General features: G+C 64.8%; 20 protein-coding genes. 9 read left to right on the forward strand and 11 right to left on the reverse strand.

Translation table 11 applies throughout. The features are described from left to right. The first annotated feature begins 12 nt into the window (after window positions 1–12). Together phnF and ACQY4Y_RS19620 are read left to right on the forward strand one after the other, a co-directional pair. Window positions 13–771: a phosphonate metabolism transcriptional regulator PhnF gene (gene phnF, locus ACQY4Y_RS19615; RefSeq protein ID WP_428492266.1), complete on the forward strand. Its 759-nt coding sequence runs from the start codon at window positions 13–15 to the stop codon at window positions 769–771. Between the two features lie 21 nt (window positions 772–792). Continuing rightward, complete coding sequence (locus ACQY4Y_RS19620; RefSeq protein WP_428492267.1) at window positions 793–1,950, forward strand: alpha-D-ribose 1-methylphosphonate 5-triphosphate diphosphatase; 1,158 nt, start codon at window positions 793–795, stop codon at window positions 1,948–1,950. Here the strand turns inward: ACQY4Y_RS19620 and ACQY4Y_RS19625 are convergent. The 6 genes from ACQY4Y_RS19625 to cyoA all read right to left on the reverse strand — a co-directional run bounded on the left by ACQY4Y_RS19625 (window position 1,947) and on the right by cyoA (window position 7,693). Then, entirely contained in the window at window positions 1,947–2,993 is a 1,047-nt protein-coding gene (locus ACQY4Y_RS19625; RefSeq protein ID WP_428492268.1) for a hypothetical protein, read from the reverse strand. The two genes, ACQY4Y_RS19620 and ACQY4Y_RS19625, sit on opposite strands and share 4 nt — an antisense overlap. A gap of 140 nt (window positions 2,994–3,133) precedes the next feature. After that, complete coding sequence (locus ACQY4Y_RS19630) at window positions 3,134–3,472, reverse strand: hypothetical protein (protein WP_428492269.1); 339 nt, start codon at window positions 3,470–3,472, stop codon at window positions 3,134–3,136. 246 nt (window positions 3,473–3,718) lie between these two features. After that, entirely contained in the window at window positions 3,719–4,096 is a 378-nt protein-coding gene (cyoD, locus tag ACQY4Y_RS19635) for a cytochrome o ubiquinol oxidase subunit IV (protein ID WP_428492270.1), read from the reverse strand. Next, window positions 4,093–4,743: a cytochrome o ubiquinol oxidase subunit III gene (cyoC, locus tag ACQY4Y_RS19640; RefSeq protein WP_428492271.1), complete on the reverse strand. Its 651-nt coding sequence runs from the start codon at window positions 4,741–4,743 to the stop codon at window positions 4,093–4,095. Before cyoC ends, cyoD begins: the two co-directional genes overlap by 4 nt. Beyond that, the gene (gene cyoB / locus ACQY4Y_RS19645; RefSeq protein ID WP_428492272.1) at window positions 4,740–6,743 is read right to left on the reverse strand and encodes a cytochrome o ubiquinol oxidase subunit I; all 2,004 of its coding nucleotides are present in this window, start codon (window positions 6,741–6,743) and stop codon (window positions 4,740–4,742) included. Before cyoB ends, cyoC begins: the two co-directional genes overlap by 4 nt. 2 nt (window positions 6,744–6,745) lie before the next feature. Further along, on the reverse strand, window positions 6,746–7,693 hold the full coding sequence (gene cyoA / locus ACQY4Y_RS19650; protein ID WP_428492273.1) for a ubiquinol oxidase subunit II: 948 nt from the start codon (window positions 7,691–7,693) through the stop codon (window positions 6,746–6,748). A 393-nt stretch (window positions 7,694–8,086) separates the two neighbouring features. Between cyoA and ACQY4Y_RS19655 the strand changes: the two genes are divergently transcribed. The 3 genes from ACQY4Y_RS19655 to ACQY4Y_RS19665 are packed head-to-tail and all read left to right on the forward strand — an operon-like array spanning window position 8,087 to window position 10,767. Continuing rightward, a complete protein-coding gene (locus tag ACQY4Y_RS19655) occupies window positions 8,087–8,797 on the forward strand; it encodes an ABC transporter ATP-binding protein (protein ID WP_428492274.1) in 711 nt (236 codons plus the stop codon). Between the two features lie 9 nt (window positions 8,798–8,806). Further along, window positions 8,807–9,679 carry a branched-chain amino acid ABC transporter permease gene (locus ACQY4Y_RS19660; RefSeq protein WP_428492275.1) on the forward strand — a complete coding sequence of 291 codons (873 nt, stop codon included), beginning with the start codon at window positions 8,807–8,809 and terminating at the stop codon, window positions 9,677–9,679. Between the two features lie 2 nt (window positions 9,680–9,681). Then, entirely contained in the window at window positions 9,682–10,767 is a 1,086-nt protein-coding gene (locus tag ACQY4Y_RS19665) for a branched-chain amino acid ABC transporter permease (protein WP_428492276.1), read from the forward strand. A gap of 35 nt (window positions 10,768–10,802) precedes the next feature. Here the strand turns inward: ACQY4Y_RS19665 and ACQY4Y_RS19670 are convergent, their stop codons facing one another. Next, window positions 10,803–12,353, reverse strand: a complete 1,551-nt coding sequence (locus ACQY4Y_RS19670) for an FAD-dependent monooxygenase (RefSeq protein ID WP_428492277.1) — start codon at window positions 12,351–12,353, stop codon at window positions 10,803–10,805. Between the two features lie 121 nt (window positions 12,354–12,474). Here ACQY4Y_RS19670 and ACQY4Y_RS19675 point away from each other — a divergent pair, with 121 nt between their 5' ends. Further along, entirely contained in the window at window positions 12,475–13,332 is an 858-nt protein-coding gene (locus ACQY4Y_RS19675; RefSeq protein WP_428492278.1) for a hypothetical protein, read from the forward strand. A gap of 6 nt (window positions 13,333–13,338) precedes the next feature. Here ACQY4Y_RS19675 and chrA read toward each other — a convergent pair whose 3' ends face one another. Beyond that, window positions 13,339–14,532 (reverse strand): chromate efflux transporter, encoded by a 1,194-nt coding sequence (gene chrA, locus ACQY4Y_RS19680; protein WP_428492279.1) that lies wholly within the window; start codon window positions 14,530–14,532, stop codon window positions 13,339–13,341. 75 nt (window positions 14,533–14,607) lie between these two features. After that, window positions 14,608–15,786, reverse strand: coding sequence for a pyridoxal-phosphate-dependent aminotransferase family protein (locus ACQY4Y_RS19685; RefSeq protein ID WP_428492280.1), 1,179 nt, complete (start codon window positions 15,784–15,786; stop codon window positions 14,608–14,610). 158 nt (window positions 15,787–15,944) lie between these two features. Here ACQY4Y_RS19685 and ACQY4Y_RS19690 point away from each other — a divergent pair, with 158 nt between their 5' ends. Next, the gene (locus ACQY4Y_RS19690; protein ID WP_428492281.1) at window positions 15,945–16,508 is read left to right on the forward strand and encodes a glycine cleavage system protein R; all 564 of its coding nucleotides are present in this window, start codon (window positions 15,945–15,947) and stop codon (window positions 16,506–16,508) included. A 58-nt stretch (window positions 16,509–16,566) separates the two neighbouring features. Here the strand turns inward: ACQY4Y_RS19690 and ACQY4Y_RS19695 are convergent, their stop codons facing one another. Together ACQY4Y_RS19695 and ACQY4Y_RS19700 are read right to left on the reverse strand one after the other, a co-directional pair. Continuing rightward, window positions 16,567–17,538 carry an acyl-CoA desaturase gene (locus tag ACQY4Y_RS19695; RefSeq protein ID WP_428492282.1) on the reverse strand — a complete coding sequence of 324 codons (972 nt, stop codon included), beginning with the start codon at window positions 17,536–17,538 and terminating at the stop codon, window positions 16,567–16,569. 124 nt (window positions 17,539–17,662) lie between these two features. Continuing rightward, the gene (locus ACQY4Y_RS19700) at window positions 17,663–18,301 is read right to left on the reverse strand and encodes a glutathione S-transferase family protein (RefSeq protein ID WP_428492283.1); all 639 of its coding nucleotides are present in this window, start codon (window positions 18,299–18,301) and stop codon (window positions 17,663–17,665) included. 55 nt (window positions 18,302–18,356) lie between these two features. On the opposite strand from ACQY4Y_RS19700, the gene ACQY4Y_RS19705 reads away from it, so the two are divergent. Then, window positions 18,357–18,920: a disulfide bond formation protein B gene (locus ACQY4Y_RS19705; protein ID WP_428492284.1), complete on the forward strand. Its 564-nt coding sequence runs from the start codon at window positions 18,357–18,359 to the stop codon at window positions 18,918–18,920. Next, window positions 18,917–19,474: a demethoxyubiquinone hydroxylase family protein gene (locus tag ACQY4Y_RS19710; RefSeq protein WP_428492285.1), complete on the forward strand. Its 558-nt coding sequence runs from the start codon at window positions 18,917–18,919 to the stop codon at window positions 19,472–19,474. The genes ACQY4Y_RS19705 and ACQY4Y_RS19710 overlap by 4 nt, the downstream gene beginning before the upstream one ends. The last annotated feature ends 3 nt before the right edge of the window (window positions 19,475–19,477 follow it).

The raw sequence follows: 19,477 nt of genomic DNA on the forward strand, positions 1-19,477 counted from the left end.
GATGAAACATCGATGAACGCGCCCGCCGATATGGATAACCTGACGATCTGTCCGGTGCACCGACAGGATGGTATCGCCCTGTGGCGTCAGATCGTCGGCCAACTGCAGGCCGAGATTGCCTCGGGTGACCTGAAGCCAGGTTCGCAACTGCCGACCGAGGCGGCGCTGTCGGCGCAATTCGGCGTCAACCGCCACACCGTGCGACGGGCGCTGGAGGAACTGTCGCGCGATGGGCTGGTGCGGGTGGAGCAGGGCCGCGGGTCTTTCGTCGCCGAGGACGTGCTGGAGTACAACGTCGAGCCGCGCACGCGCTTCGCGGAATGGATCCGCAAGCACAACAAGGAACCTTCGGGCATCGTTCGCCAGTTGCGCGAGATTCCTGCCGATGCGCGGGTCGCCGCCGGCCTTGGGGTGCGCGGCGGCAGTCGGGTCGTGGTGCTGGAACGTCTGGGTTTCGCCGACGACCGTCCGGTCAGTCTCGCTCGGCACTTTTTCCCTGCCGTGCGGCTGAAGGGGATGTTGCAGGCACTGCAGGCGACGCCGCGCATCACCGAGGCGCTGCGCTCTGTCGGCGTCGACGACTACCTCCGCCAGCAGACCCGGGTGACCGCCAGGCTGCCGACCCAGACCGAGGCGGATCTGCTGCGCATGGCGCGCAACCGCCCGGTACTGGTCACCGAAAATATCAACGTCGATCATGCCGGCACGATCATCGAGTTCACCACCGGGTGCTATCCGACGCCGCGGGTTCAGATCGTCTTCGAACCGTAAAGGTCTATAAATATGCACAATATGAGTATTACGGGCGGAACGGTTCTGCTGGCATCTGACGGACCGGTGAGGACCGACCTGGCGGTTGCCGACGGGCTGATCGAGCGGGTCGGTGAGGCGGGCAAGCCGGGGAGCCTGCGGCTGGATGCCACCGGATTGCTGGTGCTGCCCGGGATCGTCGATCTGCATGGCGACGCCTTCGAGCGTCAGCTTCAGCCCAGGCCTGGGGTGAATTTTCCGACCGATCTGGCGCTGCGTGATACCGAATCGCAACTTCTGGCCAACGGCATCACCACGGCGTTCCACGGCGTCACCCTGTCGTGGGAGCCTGGACTGCGCAGCCTGACCGCGTGGCGTGCCTTGCTGGCGGCGCTTGATGGCGGGTCGTGGACCTGCGACATGCGGGTGCATCTGCGGTGGGAGGCGTATAATCTCGACGCGCTGGAAACCGCGATCACCGATATCGAGGCCGGGCGCGTGCACCTGCTGGCGTTCAACGACCACACGCCGTCGATCTTGCGGAAGCTGAAAGATCCGATCGAGGGTGCGAAGTACAGCGGTCGTGCCGGCATGAAAATGGATGCGTTTCGCGGCATGGCGGATACGATCGCGTCACGTGCCGATGCGGTTCCCGCCGCGCTGGATCGGATCGCGGCGGCGGCGCGGGCGGCTGGGCTGCCGATGGCGAGCCATGACGACGACAGTATCGCGGCGCGCAGTGGTTTCCGCGAACATGGAGCCAGGATCTGTGAATTTCCGATGGCCGAGGACGTCGGACGCGCCGCGGTCGAGGCCGGTGACTTCGTCGTCATGGGCTGCCCGAACGTAGTCCGCGGTGGATCTCACCTGGGATGGGCCTCAGCCGCGCGTTTGGCCGAGGCGGGCGTCTGCACCGTGCTGACGTCGGACTATTACTACCCGGCGATGACGCGGGCGGCATTTATCCTGGCTGACCGAGGGGCGCTGGACCTGGCGCGTGCATGGGGACTGATCTCGGAAAATCCGGCACGCGCCGCGGGGTTGACGGACCGGGGAACGATCGCGGCGGGGAAGCGCGCCGATCTGGTGTTGGCCGATCCGGCGACGTCGCGGGCGGTCGCAACGATCGTCGGCGGCCGGATCGCGCATCTGACCGCCGAGGGCGGGATGCGTCTGCTGGCGGGTCGGGTTATCCGTTAAGGGCTCAGAGCGGCAAGATAGTTTTCCATCGCGGCACGCTTGGGCTCCGCCAAGCCCACCCCACCGGTGAAATGGACCAATCCGGTGGCGGACCGGGGCGCGGGCATGGAGATGTGATCGGCGGCCACTCGGTGTATTCGCAAGCTCCGGTTCAGAAGATCGGTTGCAAAACACCGTCGCTTGCGCAGCACGTAATTGGCGAACGGTTGATCGTAGCCTTCGTAGTAGTGCCGGTTTGCTGTTGAACGGGCATGGCCGTAAGTGCTCGCCAGGATCGCATCGAAATGCGGCTGTGCCATGACGGCGTTTGCAAATCCGATGGCACCGGAGGAAAATCCCGGTGACGATGGGTCGAATGGCACACCGTCACCGGCGAGCAACCGCCATCCGAACCAATGGCCGGCCGAAGTCGCCTCACCCTCGTCGAGCCGTCCTTCCTGTCGCAGGTTGATCGTGTTCGAACCGATCAGTCCCAACATCAGCTCATCGATGGGACGATCGCAAATCACGTCGGTATCCAGATACAGCAACGGCTGGGCCGACCAGAGCGCCTGGAACGCGTTCAACCGATAGCGGGCACAGCACCAGTCCAGCAGATCCTCACCCGTCACGGGTGCCACATGCAGCCGTTGCGGCGGACAGATCGGGGCAAGTTGCTGGCGGACAAGAGCGACGCGATCGGGACTCGTCAGCACGGCAATGTCGTGCCGCCAACGGCCGTGGGTCAGCAACGAAAATATCGAGGCGCGGAGGCAAGCGAAGATGTCCTCGCTGCCGAAAGCCGCGTAGTAGATCAGCGGCTTATACTTGTGCAGCCTGGTGACCTTCCATCCATCATGCAGCAGATCGAAGGACAGGACGGCGCCGGGTTGATCTGCCGGCCTGGCATCGATCAGCGAACCAATTGGCGCAACCAGGCCGCCGATCATCACATGATCGGCGTTGATTACAAGGCGGGAGGGGCGGGTGCGAATTCCGTCAGTCCACTCGGCGGCGAGTAGCTGTTTCAGCCACGGATCAGGCGGCGCAAAGGAGTTCGCCATTTTCGCATCCTCCCTCGGAGCGCCCGCGGCCTCCCCGTGACGTAATCGGCGAGGCGGCCTGCGCGATGTCCAGTCGCCGCGGCGCTAAGCGTCCGCGACCGCCGGTTGGGGCCGCCGCGGTAGACGCCCAGCCCTCGGGATCAATAGCCCGGCGGGGGATAATAGCCCGGAGGAGCCGAATAATACACCGGCGGCGGGGGGTAGTAGGCCGGCGGCGGTGGGTAATACACCGGCGGGGGAGGTGCATACGCCTGTGAAGCGATCACGCCACCAACGACCGCCGCGGCGCCAAGGCCAAGCAGAACACCGCCGACGCCGGGACCGTGGCGGTAGCCGCCATGATATCCGCCGTGATAGCCACCGTGGTAGCCGCCGTGGTTGCCGCCTCCGTGGCCGTGCCAATCGGCATGCGCCGCAGGCGCCGCCAGCAGACCCGCCGCGACTGGCGCGGCGATCAAAAGAGCCTTGAAGCGCATCATGCTTTTCACTCCTGAAATACGATCGTTGCGGAATATGGGTGCGCACAGTGACCGGATTGAGGCGCGGGCGCGCCGGTTTGATGATTTTTTCTTCACGTTTCGTTCGCTGCGCACGCCATCGTGTTAGCCCAACCGGCGTCGCACGCCCTGGTGTGGCATTCGCCTTGGTGTGGCATTCGCCTTGGTGTGGCATTCGCGGCCTAATTCGACGTCGGCGAATCCGCCAGATACGGAACGCGGCCGGCGTCAGCGCTGCATCTGCAGGATCTGACTCATCGGCATCATGTTGTGGTTCAGATGCGCCATGATCCAAAGCGACCCTCCGATCACCAGAAACACGATCAACACCCCGAACGCCAGCGCCATGACGTTGTTGACGTTGTCGGGGCCGCTGGTGATGCGCAGGAAGAACACCAGGTGGACTCCCATCTGGCCGATTGCCAGAACCGACAACGCCACCGGAATGCTGGGTCCCCAGACCAGCGTCGTGCCGGAGATGAAGAAAGCCACCACGGTCAGCAGGGTCGCCAGCCCGAGCCCGATGAGATAGGGCAGGACGCCTTCAACCTCTTGGCCGCCGGGCGCGGTGTCCGTGCTTTCCGGCTCGGTGTCGGCGTGGCTCATTGGCCGGCTCCCATCAGGTATACCACGGTGAACAAGGCAACCCAGATGATGTCGAGGGCATGCCAGAACAGGCTGAAACACAGTATGCGGCGAAGGATGTCAGGCCGGTAACCCTTGGCGAACACCTGCGCCATCATCGTCAGCAGCCACAACAGGCCGCAGGTGACATGCAGCCCGTGGCAGCCGACCAGGGTGAAGAACGCCGACAGGAAAGCGCTGCGGGTCGGGCCGTCGCCCTTTGCCACCATGCCGGCAAACTCGCGCACCTCGATGCTGAGGAAGGCCGCCCCCAGGATGAACGTGACCGCCATTGCGCCGAAGAACCAAAGCCCGTTGCGCCGCTGGGCGCCGATGCTGGCGATGCCGCAGGTGAAGCTGGACAGCAGCAGGCAGGCCGTTTCCAGCGCGACGTTGGGCAAATCGAACAGGTCGTGCCCGCTGGGCCCGCCGGCGGTGTTCCCCACCAGCACCGCGTAGCTGGCAAAGAAGGCGGAGAACATGATGATGTCGCTGAGCAGAAAAACCCAGAACCCATAGCCGACAATGATCCGCTTGGAGGCCAATGCGCTGATCGGCCGCGCCGGCACTCCGCCTCGCTCGATCCGTGGCGGGTCGCTGCTGCCGGCGGCTCCCTGGAACGCGCTCATGTGGTCACCCGGAGCCTGGACAGCGCCTCGGTGCGGACGCGGCGGTTGGCCCGGTCGATGCGCGCCACCTGATCCGCGGAAATGACGTATTCATCCTGATCGCGCCAGGCGAACACCACGAAGGTGGCGAACGCGCCCAGCAATCCGACGCCAACCAGCCACCAGATGTGCCAGATCAGCGCGAACCCCGTGAAGGTGGCGAAGAAGGCGCAAATGAAACCGGTTGGACTGTTTCGCGGCATCTCGATCGCGGTGTATTCGGGCTCATCGCGCAGCTTCGCCTGGCGGAGCGCGCGTTGCTTGATGCCCCAATAGAAATCCTCGCCCTCGATGGTCGGCAGCACGGCGAAGTTGAATGCCGGCGGCGGAGACGGCGTCGACCACTCCAGCGAACGCCCGTTCCACGGGTCTCCGGTCAGGTCGCGCAGTTCGTCGCGGTGGCGGATGCTGACCACGATCTGGGCGATCTGCAGGATGATGCCGCACAGGATCAGCGCGGCGCCGCCGGCCGCGATGATCAGCCAGGGATGCCATTCGGCGACATCGTAGTGCTGCATGCGACGGGTCATCCCTTCCAGGCCAAGCACATACAGCGGCATGAAGGCCACGTAAAAGCCGACCAGCCAGAACCAGAACGCGGCTTTGCCCAACCCGTCATGCAGGCGAAAGCCGAAGGCTTTCGGAAACCAATAGTTGTAGCCGGCGAACGACCCGAACAGCACGCCCCCGATGATCACGTTATGGAAGTGGGCGACCAGGAAAAGGCTGTTGTGCAGCATGAAGTCGGCCGGCGGCACGGCCAGCAGAACGCCGGTCATGCCGCCGATCACGAAGGTGACCATGAAGCCGAGCGACCACAGGATCGGGACGGAGTACACCACCCGGCCGCCATACATGGTGAATATCCAGTTGAACACTTTCACCCCTGTCGGCACCGCGATGATCATCGAGGCAATGCCGAAGATCGCGTTGACATCACCGCCGGCGCCCATGGTGAAGAAGTGGTGCAGCCAGACGGTAAAGGCGAGCACGCAGATCGCCATCGTGGCCATCACCATCGACCGGTAGCCGAACAGCGGCTTGCGCGAAAATGTCGCGATCACTTCGGAGAACACGCCGAACGCCGGCAGGATCAGGATGTAGACCTCGGGGTGTCCCCATGCCCAGATCAGGTTCATGAACATCATCACGTTGCCACCGGCTTCGTTGGTGAAGAAGTGGAAGCCGAGGTAGCGGTCGAGCAGCAGCATCGACAACGTCGCGGTCAGGATCGGGAACGCCGCGACGATCAGCAGATTGGACGCCAGCGCCGTCCAGCAGAACATCGGCATCCGCATATACTTCATGCCGGGGGCGTGCATCTTCAGCAGCGTGGTCACCAGATTGACCCCGGACAGCAACGTGCCGATGCCCGAGATTTCCAGCGACCATAGGTAGTAATCGACACCCACGCCGGGCGAGTAGGCGATCTCGGACAGCGGCGGGTACGGCAGCCATCCGGTGCGCGCGAATTCGCCAATCACCAGCGAAAGGTTGATCAGCAGCGCACCCGTAGCAGTCAGCCAGAAGCCGACCGAGTTGAGCGTCGGGAACGCCACGTCGCGCACCCCAAGCTGCAACGGGACGACGAAGTTCATCAGCCCAATGACGAACGGCATCGCGACGAAGAAGATCATCAGCGTGCCGTGCGCGGAAAAGATCTGGTCGTAGTGCTCGGGCGGCAAATACCCAGGCGAGCGGAAGGCCAGCGCCTGTTGCGAGCGCATCATGATGGCGTCGGTGAAACCGCGCAGCAGCATCACCATCGCGAGGAAGACGTACATGACGCCGATACGCTTGTGATCGACGCTGGTGATCCATTCCCGCCACAGATAGGGCAGCCACCCCTTCAGCACGACCAATGCGAGCACGCAGAAAAGCACAACGCCGACCAGGGCGGCCGCGAACAGCGGAATTGGCTGGTCCAGCGGGATCGCCGCCCAACTGAGCTTGCCCAGCATGTTCACTTCTCCGACCGTGGCGACACATTGAGGCTGGGTGAACCCATTTGCGGACCCGGTCCTGGCGGGAGTTGCTGCGTCGCCACGCGTTGGAACAGTCCAGGATCGGCCGCCCGGTAGGTAAACGGCGCAACATTCGTGCTTTGCTTGGCAAGCGCGGTGTAGGACGCGGAATCCAGGGTCGGACCGGTTTTGCGCGTTGCATCGACCCAGGCGGAGAACTGCTCCGCCGGCACCGAGCGCACGTCGAAGTGCATATCGGAGAAGCCGTCACCGCTGAAATGGCTGGCCAGACCGTGGAACGTGCCCGGCTTGTCGGCCTCCAGGTTCAAATTCGTCGTCATGCCGTTCATCGTGTAGATCATGCTGCCAAGTTGGGGGATGAAGAACGCGGTCATCACACTGGCCGAGGTCAGCACGAAATGAACCGGCACGCCGGCCGGGACCACAAGCTGGTTGACGCTGGCGATGCGCTGGTCGGGGTAGATGAACAGCCACTTCCAATCCATCGAGACGACCTGGACCTGAAGCGGCGGCGATTTCGACGCCAGCGGTTGCGCCGGATCGAGTTCGTGCGCACCGATCCAGGCAACCCCACCCAGCAGCATGATGACCAGCAGCGGGATTCCCCAGACGATCAGTTCGATGCGGCCGGAATACTCGAACTCCGGCAGGTAGGTGGATCGGGTGTTGGAGGCGCGGAACCACCACGCCACGCCAAAGGTCGCCGCCAGCGTCGGCAGGACGATGGCCAGCATGATCGCCAGGGAATCGATCATGATGGTCCTGTCGGCCATGCCCACCGGCCCCTGCGGGTCGAGCACCGCCGCCTGGCAGGCGCCTAGAAACAGCGGTGCCAGAACCACGGCCGGACGGGTAAACCGAGCGAGTGTCGATCGATGACGCGACGGTCCATGGCTGTCCGGCGGGGTGTCCGGCGTGACGCGCATCGAAAGCTTCCTTACGTCGTCGCTTAGGCCCCTACGATAGGGATCAGGCGCTGTGCTGCTACCGTGCTGGTGGTCACGCCTTCGCTAGTTGGCGATTTGAGGCTGGCTTGTGACTTGGCGCTGGATTGCGATTTGGTTGCCGACGGCAACCAAGGGGTCGGGAAACGCCCACCGAGGGACCGCGGCCTGCCGCCGACGGATGGGCAAAATGGCCTGATTTGCACCGTTGACTCGACCGGTCCGCTTCGTCAGTTTCCGTTCCGCCTGGAAATGCCAATAACCAAGGGAATGGCGGCTTATGGGGGGCTGCGAGGACAACGAAATCAACGGCCGGACGTGTGCCTCGGGTGCAGCCGCGGCTGCACACCCCGGCGCGACCGGCCGGACGCGGGCGTGACCAACCTGCTCGAGGCCTCCGGCCTCCATGCCGCCTATGGTGAAACCCGGGTGCTTCATGGTACCGACTTCGCCGTCGCCAAAGGCGGCGTCACCGCGCTGCTGGGCGCCAACGGCGCCGGCAAGACCACCACATTGCGAGCGATCTGCGGCCTGGTTCGGACCTGGGGCAATCTCACGCTCGACGGCAGGCGCATCGATGGCATGGCCACCGAGGATATCGTCCGCCTCGGCGTGGCTCATGTCCCCGAGGGTCGCGGCACGTTCATGGAACTGACCGTCGAGGAGAACATGCGTCTGGGCGCCTACAGCCGTCCGGCGCGGCAGACGACTGAAGATTTCGACCACATGTTCGAATACTTCCCGCGCCTCAAGGAGCGCTACAAGCAGCAAGCGGGTACCCTTTCCGGCGGCGAGCAGCAGATGCTGGCGATCGTGCGCGCACTTTTGCTGCGGCCCCGCCTGCTACTGCTGGACGAACCGTCGTTCGGCCTGGCGCCGTTGATCGTGCAGGAAATTTTCCGCATTCTGGAGCGCATCAAGCAGGATGCCGGCGTCAGCATCCTGCTGGTCGAGCAGAACGCGGCGTTGGCGCTGGAATTCGCCGAACATGCCTACGTGCTGGAGACCGGCCGCATCGTGATGGCGGGGCCGGCGGCCGAAATCAGCCAGGACGAGGGCATCCGCCGCTCGTACCTCGGGTATTAGGGAGGCAGGATGCTCGCAGGCGTCATTCACCAGATCATGTCGGGCATCGCCACCGGCGGTATCTACGCCAGCGTGGCGCTGGCGCTGGTGATGATCTACCAGGCTACCCACCACGTGAACTTCGCCCAAGGCGAGATGGCGACGTTCTCGACTTACATAGCGCTGACCTTCATCAATGCCGGCTTCCCCTACTGGATAGCGTTTGTTTTGGCCGTCGCGTTGTCCTTCGTCATCGGCGTGGCGATCGAGCGTATCCTGATGCGGCCGTTGGCGGATGCCCCGGTGCTGGCCTCGGTCGGCGTGTTCATCGGACTGCTGCTGGTCATCAACGCGATGAGCGGCTGGATCTTCGACTATACGATCAAGCGGTTTCCCTCGCCGTTCCCCGACCACCCGATGCTGGGCGGATACCTGTCGGGCCACGAACTCGGCTCCACTTGCGTCACGCTGCTGGTATTGATCGCGGTCTATCTCTTCTTCCGCCACACCAGGCTGGGGCTGGCGATGCGGGCGGCGGCGTTCAATCCGACATCCGCCCGCCTGGTGGGCGTGCGCGTCGGCTGGATGCTGGCGCTGGGCTGGGGCCTGGCGGCGGCGATTGGCGCGGTGGCCGGTTGCATGGTGGCACCGGTAGTGTTCCTCGATCCCAACATGATGTCCGGCATCCTGCTCTATGCGTTTGCCGGCGCGCTGCTGGGGGGGATCGACAGTCCGCTGGGGGCGGTGCTGGGCGGCTTCGCGGTCGGCGTGATCGAGAACCTCGGCGGTGCCTACCTGGTGGGAACCGAGCTGAAACTGACGCTGGCGCTGGTCATCATCGTGGCGGTATTGACGGTCAAGCCGACCGGCCTGATGGGGCGCCGCGTGTACAGTCGGGTATGACCATGCGGGGCTTCTGGATCGTCGCCGTCCTGGTTTTGCTCGGGGTGCTGGTGCCCTTGCTGAGCTTCACCAACTACCATCTGTTCCAACTGACGATGGTGGTGACCTATGCCATCGCCATCCTCGGCCTGGCGCTGCTGACCGGGTTCAACGGCCAGATATCACTGGGGCATGGCGCGTTCTATGCGATCGGCGCCTATACCACGGCGATTCTGATGGCAACGTGGAACGTACCGTACTGGGCCACGCTGCCGGTCTCGGCGGTGGTGTGCGCCGTGGTGGGGTTCCTTCTGGGCCTGCCTGCGTTGCGCCTGGGCGGCCTGTACCTGGCGCTGACCACCTTTGCGCTGGCCACCGCGATCCCGCAAATCCTGAAATACAAGCTGTTCGAGGATTGGACCGGCGGGGTGCAGGGTCTGGTGATCGACAAACCCGATGCACCGTTCGGGTTGCCGTTGTCGCCAGACCAGTGGCTGTATCTGTTTACCGCGGCAGTCGCGGTGCTGCTTTATGTGATGGCCTGGAACATTGTCCGCGGCCGCGTCGGGCGGGCGATGATGGCGATTCGCGACCACGCGATGGCGGCCGAGGCAATGGGCATCAACCTGCCGATCGTGAAGACCCGTACTTTCGCTCTCAGCGCGATGTACACCGGTCTGGCTGGATCGCTCAGCGCGATCGCGGTGCAATTCGTCGCGCCTGACAGTTTCGGCGTGGTGGTGTCGATTTTTCTGTTCGTGGGGTTGATCGTCGGTGGTGTATCTTCGATTGGCGGCACGCTGATCGGCGCGGCGTTTATCGAGTTCGTGCCGAATCTCTCCGATCTGGTGTCGAAGGCGGCGCCGGGCGCGGTTTACGGGGTGATCCTGATCGCGGTCATGTTCCTGATGCCGGCCGGGGCCGGGGGGTTCCTGTATTACGTCTGGCGCAAGCTGCTCGCCGGCCGGTCGGGACAAGCCGCGCCGCCGGCGCAGTCGGCCATGATCGACGCAGTGCCCTACGAGGAACCGACGCGCGAGCTGGCGGACCTGCCCCCCGGTGCGGCGTTTGCGCCCCAGCCGGTCGCGTCGAAGCGTCGGCCCGAGTGATCGGCGGAGCTTGCCGGTTGGCGCACTGAAATAGCCTATCGAACCAGTGACATCCCATGATTGGCGAAATAGGCGTCCAGTTGTTCGGGGGTCTGCGCGGTGGTTGCCAACGCTACGTAGGTATCGGGACGAAGCAGATAGACCGCATCCCGCGCAAGCCCGGCGGTGGCGTATGCGTCCTGCCAAGCGAACACGTGCAGCAGGACATCTCTCCGCCGACACCAATCGATAAGCGTCGGGGTGGCAACGCCATAGACATGAATTTGCCAGCCGATGGTGACGAACGTGTCGAAATTGTCGGCATTCGGCACCGGTGCCCAGGGCAGTCGGTCGCCGCCCCGAACGCTTCCGGCTCGTCCGGCGCTGATGGCGCTGTCATGATAAGCGACGGCAATCTGTGATACCGCGCTGAAGACGTAGTCCCGGGCAGCTTCGAACCGGAATAGCGTGTGCACGATCACCGGTGCCACCCGGGTGCGGATGAAGTCCGCCACGCGCCCCTCGGCGGTTGCGAAACTGAATACCCGGTCGGTGGTGGCAACCAACTTGAGTGCGAAGCTGCGACGCTCCGTCTGATAAGTGTCCAGCAGCGCATCGGACGCCTGTCCGGTCAGCGCCGCCTTTAGCTTCCAGGCAAGATTGATGGCATCACCTAGGCCGGTGTTCATTCCCTGACCGCCGGCCGGACTGTGCACATGGGCGGCGTCGCCCAGCAGAAAGCAGCGACCCTTGCGGAAATGCTCGGTCACCCGGTGATGCACCCGATAGGTCGAAAACCAACTGACCTGCCGCACGTCGACCTTCATGTTCTGGATGGCGCGCTGGCTGACATCCTCGAATTTCAGGTGTTCGGGATGGTCCGCGCGCTGATCGCGCACCGTGCCGATCAACCGCGCGTGACCTTGACCCGACAGTGGGAAGATCGCCAGGAAGTCGGCTTCGTCGAGATCGACATGGAGTTCGCCATCGAATGCCGGGCCGGTAGCCGTTACGTCAGCCACATAAAACACCTGGTCATAGGTGCCCCCGGGAAAACCGGTCCCGATTGACTGCCGAACAAGCGAACGGGCGCCGTCGCAGCCTGCGAGATATGCCGCCTCGCAGGTTTCCTGTTGCCCATCCGGGCGCCGCAGCGTGGCACTGATCTGATGCCCCGCATCGCTGAAGCCGAGAAGCTCGGTTTGTCGCTCGACGCTGACACCGAGGGCTTCAAGCCGTTGGACGAGAAGCCGCTCGTGCTGATCCTGGGCATAGGTAAGCGGCCCGTAGGGGGTGAGATCGGCGGCAAAGTTCTCGAACGAGACGTGTGCTTGCTTTCTGCCCTGAACCCAGAGATTGATCGCCGGGATATGATGTCCTTGCGCCAGGACGTCCCGCGTCAGGTCCAATTGACGGTAAAGCTCCAAGGTGCGCGCCTGAATCGCGACCGCACGCGACGTGGTGCCTGGAGCTTCGGTTTTGTCGATGATGCGGACTTTGACTCCCTGCGTGGTAAGCCACAGAGCCAGCGCAAGCCCGGTCGGACCCGCGCCGGAGATCAGGACATCGCCCTGGGCCAATGGTTCCCCCCCCGCTACATGGCGCATCGCCCTTCGTGTATAGCCTTCAGCACGGTCGGTGCGCGCCCAGACCGGCGCGTTTGACGCCAAGCCTTGCATTTGGTGCCATCGGACGATGAACGACAATATGCGGCAGCGAGGCTAAGGTATGAAGATTGAGGCCGGGTCGGACGCCCATAAGGACCTATTCTGCCGCCAGTTCATCGATACCCATACGGTGTTCGATCCGGCGGCGCTGGCATGGCCGGAACTCGACGAGGCGGAATTGGCGCGTCTTCGCGGCGTGCCGTTCTGGCAGGAGGTCTACCACACCGAGCGCCGCGCCGGGGCGATCGTCGATGCATTTACGCCCCACGTAAGCGACCCCGTGGTGCGCGAGGCGGTCGCCCTGCAGGGCGTCGAGGAAACCCGCCACGCCAAGCTGATCCGCGTGCTGATTGACCGTTACGCTCTCGACGCGACAGAACAGCCGCTGGAGGCATTCCCTGCCGATCTCGAAACCGCTTTCATCGATTTCGGGTTTGGCGAATGCCTCGACGCCTTCCTGGGCTTCGGCGCCTTCAAGACGGCCCGGCAGTCGGGCTTCCTGCCGGAAGCCATGTTCGAGATCTTCGATGTGCTGATGTATGAAGAAACCCGCCATATCGTTTTCTTCATCAACTACATGGCCTGGCGGGAAAAGCGTCGCGGCCACGTCGCGCTGACCCGGGCGCTGAAATCGGCCTGGTTCTACGGCCGCGCCGGGCGACGGCTGTTGGGCATGGTGCGACGCGGCCAGCAGCCGAACGACGGCCACGACTTTGCCATCACGCAGGCCAACATGTTCCTCGACGGCTTCAGCTTTCGGCGGTTTGTCGAGGATTGCTATCGCGAGAACGCCCGCCGCATGAGCGCCTTCGACCCTGGACTGATGCAGCCCCGGCTGCTGCCCGCGGTTGCCGATCTCGCGGTGCGCGGCCTGCGCCTGTGGGACAAGCGGCGGCCGCAGCGGCGGCTGCCTGGTTGATCCGGTTCAAGTCTGACCCATCAATCCCAGACCCCAGCCGCCGAGCGCCCCCAGCGGCACCACCAGCCAGGGCGGCACCGCCCAAAGCGTCAACAGCAGGAACGCCACCAGACCAAGTCCGAAATCAGCCGATGTATGCACCGCCCCGGTCCAGATCGGGGTGAACAATGCGGCCAGCAAGACGCCGACGACGGCGGCGTTGACGCCGCGCAGCGCCGCCCGGACCCCGGCCCGGTGGCGCAGCGTATCCCAGAACGGCAGCAAGCCGCCGACCAGCAGGAACGATGAGGCGAAGATCGACATCGTCGCGATCAACGCCCCAGCCCAGCCGTTTGGACCCGGGGTCTCCACCGCGCCGAGGAACGCGGCGAAGCTGAACACCGGGCCCGGCACCGCCTGGGTAGCGCCATACCCGGCGAGAAACACATCCTGCCCGACCCAGCCAGGCCGAACCACCGTTGCCTGCAGCAGCGGCAGCACGACATGGCCGCCGCCGAACACCAGCGATCCGGCGCGGTAGAACGCATCGACCAGCCTCAGACCCTGGCTGCCCGTGTCTTCCGCCAGCAACGGCAGGCCGAGCAACAGCACCAGGAACGCCAGCAGCAGTGACACCGCAATTGCCTTCGGAATGCGGACCCCAAGGCGCACCGGCTGTTCGATACCCGGCGGTTTACCTGGCAGGGCTGCGCCGATGACGGCACCCAGCACGATCGCCGCGATCTGGCCGAACGACGATGGGATCGCCAAGCATATCAGGCAAGCGGCGACAGCCACGCTGGCGCGGGCGCGATCAGGTGCCAGGCTGCGCGCCATGCCCCAAACCGCCTGTGCAACAACCGCCACCGCCACCAGTTTCAGCCCGCGCAGCCAACCGGCCTGCGCCAGGTTGCCGATTTCGCCGACGCCATAGCCGAACAGCGTCATCGCCACGGCGGACGGCAGGGTGAACCCGAACCAGGCGGCCAACATTCCGACCGGACCGCCCCGGATCAGCCCGATGGCCATGCCGGTTTGCGACGACGCCGGTCCCGGCATGAACTGGCACATCGCCACGATGTCGGCGAAGCTTGCCTCGGTCAACCACCGGCGTTTCGTCACCAATTCGGCCCGAAAATAGCCGAGATGGGCAATCGGGCCGCCGAAGCTGGTGCAGCCAAGACGCAGGAACACCACGAAGACTTCAAGCACCCGCGTCATCGACCGGAGCCACCCTACTCGGGCCGCGGGTTCATCGCCGGGGCGGGGCGGCCCCGCACACCGCGGCGTTAGGGCTCAACCGTTCGCCGAGGCAAGAAACTCCATCGCCGCCTGCACCCCGCCGGCCCGATGCGGCACGCCGGCCGCGCGCAGCCCCATCTCCACCCCGGTCAGTGCGCCGGTCAAGGATAACACGCCCAGGTCGCCCATGTGGCCGATGCGGAACACCCGGTCCTCGATGCGGCCGAGGCCGTTGCCGAGGCTCATGTTGAACCGATCAAGAATCATGTTGCGCAGGTTGTCGGCGCTATGACCTTGTGGCGTGCGGATCGCCGTCACCCCCGGGGCGTAGGCGGCCGGGTCGGCGCATTGCAATTCCAGACCCCAGGCGGCGGCGGCCAGACGGGTCGCCTGGGCATAGCGATCGTGGCGGGCGAACACCGCCGGCAGGCCTTCCTCGGCCAGCATATCCAGTGCTTCGGTCAGCGCGTAGAGCAGGCTGATCGCCGGCGTATAGGGGAAGAAGCCGGTCCGGTTGGCGGTCACCAGCGGTTCCCAATCCCAATAACTGCGTCGCGACCCGCCGGCCCTCGCCGCGGCCAGGGCCTTGTCGCTGATCGCGGTGAACGACAGGCCCGGCGGCACCATCAGGCCCTTCTGCGACCCGGCGATCGTGACATCGACCGCCCAGCCGTCATGCTGGTAGTCGGCGCAGCCCAATGAGGATATCGCATCCACCATCAGCAGCGCCGGATGATCGGCCCGGCTGATCGCCTGCCGCACCGCGGCGATGTCGGTCATGCAGCTTGTGGAGGTCTCGCTATGCACCGTGCAGACCGCCTTGATGCGCCGTTCGCTGTCCTGCTGCAGGATTTTACCGATAGCGAGCGGATCGGCGCCACGCCGCCAATCGGTCTCCAGGCTGACGACGTCGAGACCGAAGCGAAGCGCCATCTGCTCCCACAGATGGGAGAATTGGCCGGTGCGGCTGATCAGGATGCGATCGCCCAGGCTCAGCGTGTTGGCCAGGGCCGCCTCCCAGGCGCCGGTGCCCGAGGCCGGGAAGATGCCGATGGTCGCCGCCCTGGTCTGCAACAGGCCGCGCAGCTTGGCGACGATGTCGCGCCCAAGCGCGCCGAATTCCGGGCCTCGATGGTTGATCGCATTGCGATCCATCGCCTGCAGCACCCGGTCCGGCAGATTGCTCGGCCCGGGGGTCTGCAGGAAGTGGCGGCCGGAGACGAAGTTCGACATCGGGACGCATTCTCCACGGAAACGGCGGGTTAGAACCACGCCACGGCTGGGATTGCAACAACGTTGGAACCCGATGATGCGTTCCGGGCTGGCCGGAGCGGCCGTGAGCCGTTATGTCGGCCTCGCCCCAGGTTCCTTCAATGACGGACGCATCCAACATGGCCACATTGATCTTGACTGTCGTTGGTCCGGATCGCCCCGGCCTGGTCCGCGCACTGTCCGAGGCAGTCGCCGCGCATGGCGGCAGTTGGCTGGAAAGCCGCATGGCCAGGCTGGCCGGTCAGTTCGTCGGCATCGTGCTGGTGCAGGCACCCGAGGCGCTGCTGGATGATCTGCGCCGGCTTGAAAGCCAGGGCCTGCGGATTGTCGCGCAAACTGTGCCGGGGGACGCCGCCGGCGGCGATACCGGGCGCGCCCCGGCCAACGTCGCGGCCAACCCGGTGGCCGCGGCCACAATGGGGCCGCGTCTGGCGCTGGAGGTGGTGGGCAACGATCGCCCCGGCATCGTGCGCGACATCGCCCAGATCCTGGCCGGAGGCGGGGTCAATATCGAGGAGTTGACCACCGGCGTGGTCAGTGGATCGTTCAGCGGCGAGCCGTTGTTCCGGGTGACGGCGCTGCTGCGCGCGCCAAGCGAGGCGGCAGTCGATGCGATGCGGGCGGGGCTGGAGCGGCTTGGCAACGAACTGATGGTGGACATCCAGCCGGCGGGCGACGGCTAGACTGCGATCGCTTTCGGTGGAATCACCAAAAGCATGAATCACGCTGTTGAAAAAGGAGTTACGGATCGGCCGGTTGCTCGATCGGGGGCGCCCCCATTGTCCGCTTGTCCATCGTTGCCACGTCCGATGCCAGCCCGATCGACTGCAACACCCGAATGGTCAGGAAAGTGACATCGATCTCCCCCCGCCGATGGCCATGCCGAGCCGAACGAGGATCGGCGTGGTGGTTGTTATGCCAGCCCTCGCCGTTCGAGATCAGCGCGACAAACCAGTTGTTGCGGCTATGCTCGCCTGTTTCATAGTTGCGATAGCCCCACAGATGCGATGCTGAGTTGACCGACCAGGTTATGTGCCAGACCACGACGGTGCGCACGAACACGCCCCAGATCAGCAGGCTGGCGCCGAATTGTGCCGCCCGGGCCGCCCCATCGCCACCTGCCAGCCCAATCGCCAGGCCGCCCAGGAAGAACACCGCCCAAGACCCAATCATGATCAGCGGATACAGTGCCGTGCGTTCCATCCGCCGGTAGAACGGATCGCGCAGGATATCCTTCGCGTAACGGTCATAGATGCCGAGGCGGACCAGGTCGCGGTTGTGCACCAGCATCCAACCCACGTGGCCCCAGAAAAAAGCGACCAGCGGGCTGTGCGGATCGTCCCGCCGATCGGCCTGCTCATGATGTCGGCGGTGCACCGCCACCCAGCGTGCCGGAGTATCCTGCATGCAGCACACGCCCAGGACGGCAAAACCGTGCTCCAGCCATTTTGGGCAGTTCAGGCCGCGATGCGTCAGCAATCGGTGAAAGCAGAGGTTGATGCCAAGGGTCCCGAAGACATAGAGGCCAAGGACGGCCAGTGCCACACCGGTCCAACTGAATAACCCGGGCAGCAGCGCCAGCAGGGCGAGCAGGTGATAGATGACGACGGTGATCGCGTACGGCCAGACGATGCGGTGCCGATCCACCGCCGCCGGCAATGGCAGGCGCGTGGTCCCGGGCTGCAGGCTGGCGGTGGAGTGCGGGGTGCTCAAACCGAGTTCCTTTGTGCGGTTTCCGTCGCTGTCTCGGCTCGGGCGCGGCAAATGCCGATCCGGCCCAGCGATCATCTCGGCCTACGCGTTCGTCAGCGCTTGGCGGGTCGCCCAGGGTCGGAGGTCAGACAATCGGTGTTGCGGCGACATATTGTTGGAACGCCGGCCGGCGGCTCAAGCGGTCGTACCAGGCGCGCAGGGCCGGCATCTCCGGGCGGGTCAGTCCGTGGTAGTCCATGCCGAACCAGCGATGCGCATGCACCCCCCAGGGGATGTCGCACAGAGTGAAATCGGCGCCGGCGATATGGTCGTGACGGTCCAGCATGGCGTCGATCATGCGCCACGCGTGGGCAGCTTCGCCGATCGCCGTAGCCATCGCTTTCAGGTCTCGCTTGTCCGCCGGGGTGCGAACCAGACCCCAGAACACCGCCGTCATCGGTCGGCCCAACACGTTGTGCTGAGCGTCCATCCAGCGGTCGATATTGGCGCGCAGACGCGGTTCGGTCGGCCACAGCGGCGTACCCGACGCGTGTGTCTGGCCGAGATAGCGCAGGACGACGTTGCTCTCCCACAAGGTGAAATCGCCCTCCTGCAGCGTCGGCACTAGCCCGGTCGGGTTCATCGCGCGATATTGCGTCGTGTCGGTCTTGCCGAACGCACCGCCGACGTCGATCCGCTCGAACGCAAGACCAAGCTCGCCCAGCCCCCACAGAACCTTCATCACATTGCTGGACGTGTTTCGTCCCCAGACGATTCGCTGCACGACAGTTCTCCCCGTTTGGGTGGTCAAGCTAATCCGGCCGACGCGGAGCGGCAACTTGCATCGCCCCGACGCGGAGCGGCAACTTGCATCGCCGGATCAGGCGGGGCACACCGGGACCATGCGGCCTCGTCTCCCACCGCGAACCGTTGCCGTTGTCGCTGTCCTGGGCGCGGCTGCGGCGCTCGCCGTCGCCCATGCGTCGGAAGTGTGGGATGGCTTGGTACCCTGCGCGCTTTGTTTGCTCGAACGCTGGCCTTACCGGATCGTGATCGTGTTGGGGCTGCTTGCGGCAGTCCTTCCGCGCGGGCCGGCGCGGTTGCTCTTGGTGGTCGCGGTGTTCGCGCTGCTGGCAGACGCGGGCATCGCGGCGGTACATGTCGGGGTCGAATTGCAATGGTGGCCCAGTCCGCTGCCGGAATGCGCCGCCCCGCACCTCAGCGGCGGTTCGATCGCCGAGCGCCTGGCCTCGATGCCGGCACGCCCGTCCAAGCCCTGCGATGACCCAAGCTTTCTGATCCCGGGCGTGCCGATTTCGATGGCGGCGATGAACCTGGTGTTTGCCCTGGCATTCTCGGCGCTGCTGGCCATCTTGCTCTCACGCAGCAGGAGCAGGCGATGAGCATCGGACTTCCAGGCGACCCGACGCCTGAGCAGATGGCGGCGCGGATGATCCGGGTGGATCATGCCGGTGAATACGGCGCCACGCGGATCTACGCCGGCCAACTGGCGATACTGGGACGTGGCGGCAAGGGCGACTTGATCCGGCAGATGCAGGCACAGGAGCAGCTTCATCTGCGCACCTTCAACGACATGATCGCCGATCGCCGGGTGCGCCCGACGGCGATGCTGCCGTTTTGGCACCTCGCCGGTTTTGCCCTGGGCGCGATGACGGCCGCGCTTGGCGAACGCGCCGCCATGGCCTGCACCGTGGCGGTTGAGGAAGCCATCGACGACCACTACACGGCGCAGTTGGGGACACTGGACGAACTCGAAGACCTGGGTTCGGAACAATCGGCGCTGCGCCAAACGGTGGAAAAATTTCGCGCCGACGAGTTGGAACACCGCGACATCGGGCTGCAGCAGGGCGCCGAGCAGGCGCCGGGGTATCGGCTGTTGTCGCGTGTCATCAAGGCCGGATGCCGCGCCGCCATCGTCATCAGCGAGCGGGTGTAGTCG

The organism is Rhodopila sp. (assembly GCF_965277165.1).
GTDB lineage: Bacteria > Pseudomonadota > Alphaproteobacteria > Acetobacterales > Acetobacteraceae > Rhodopila.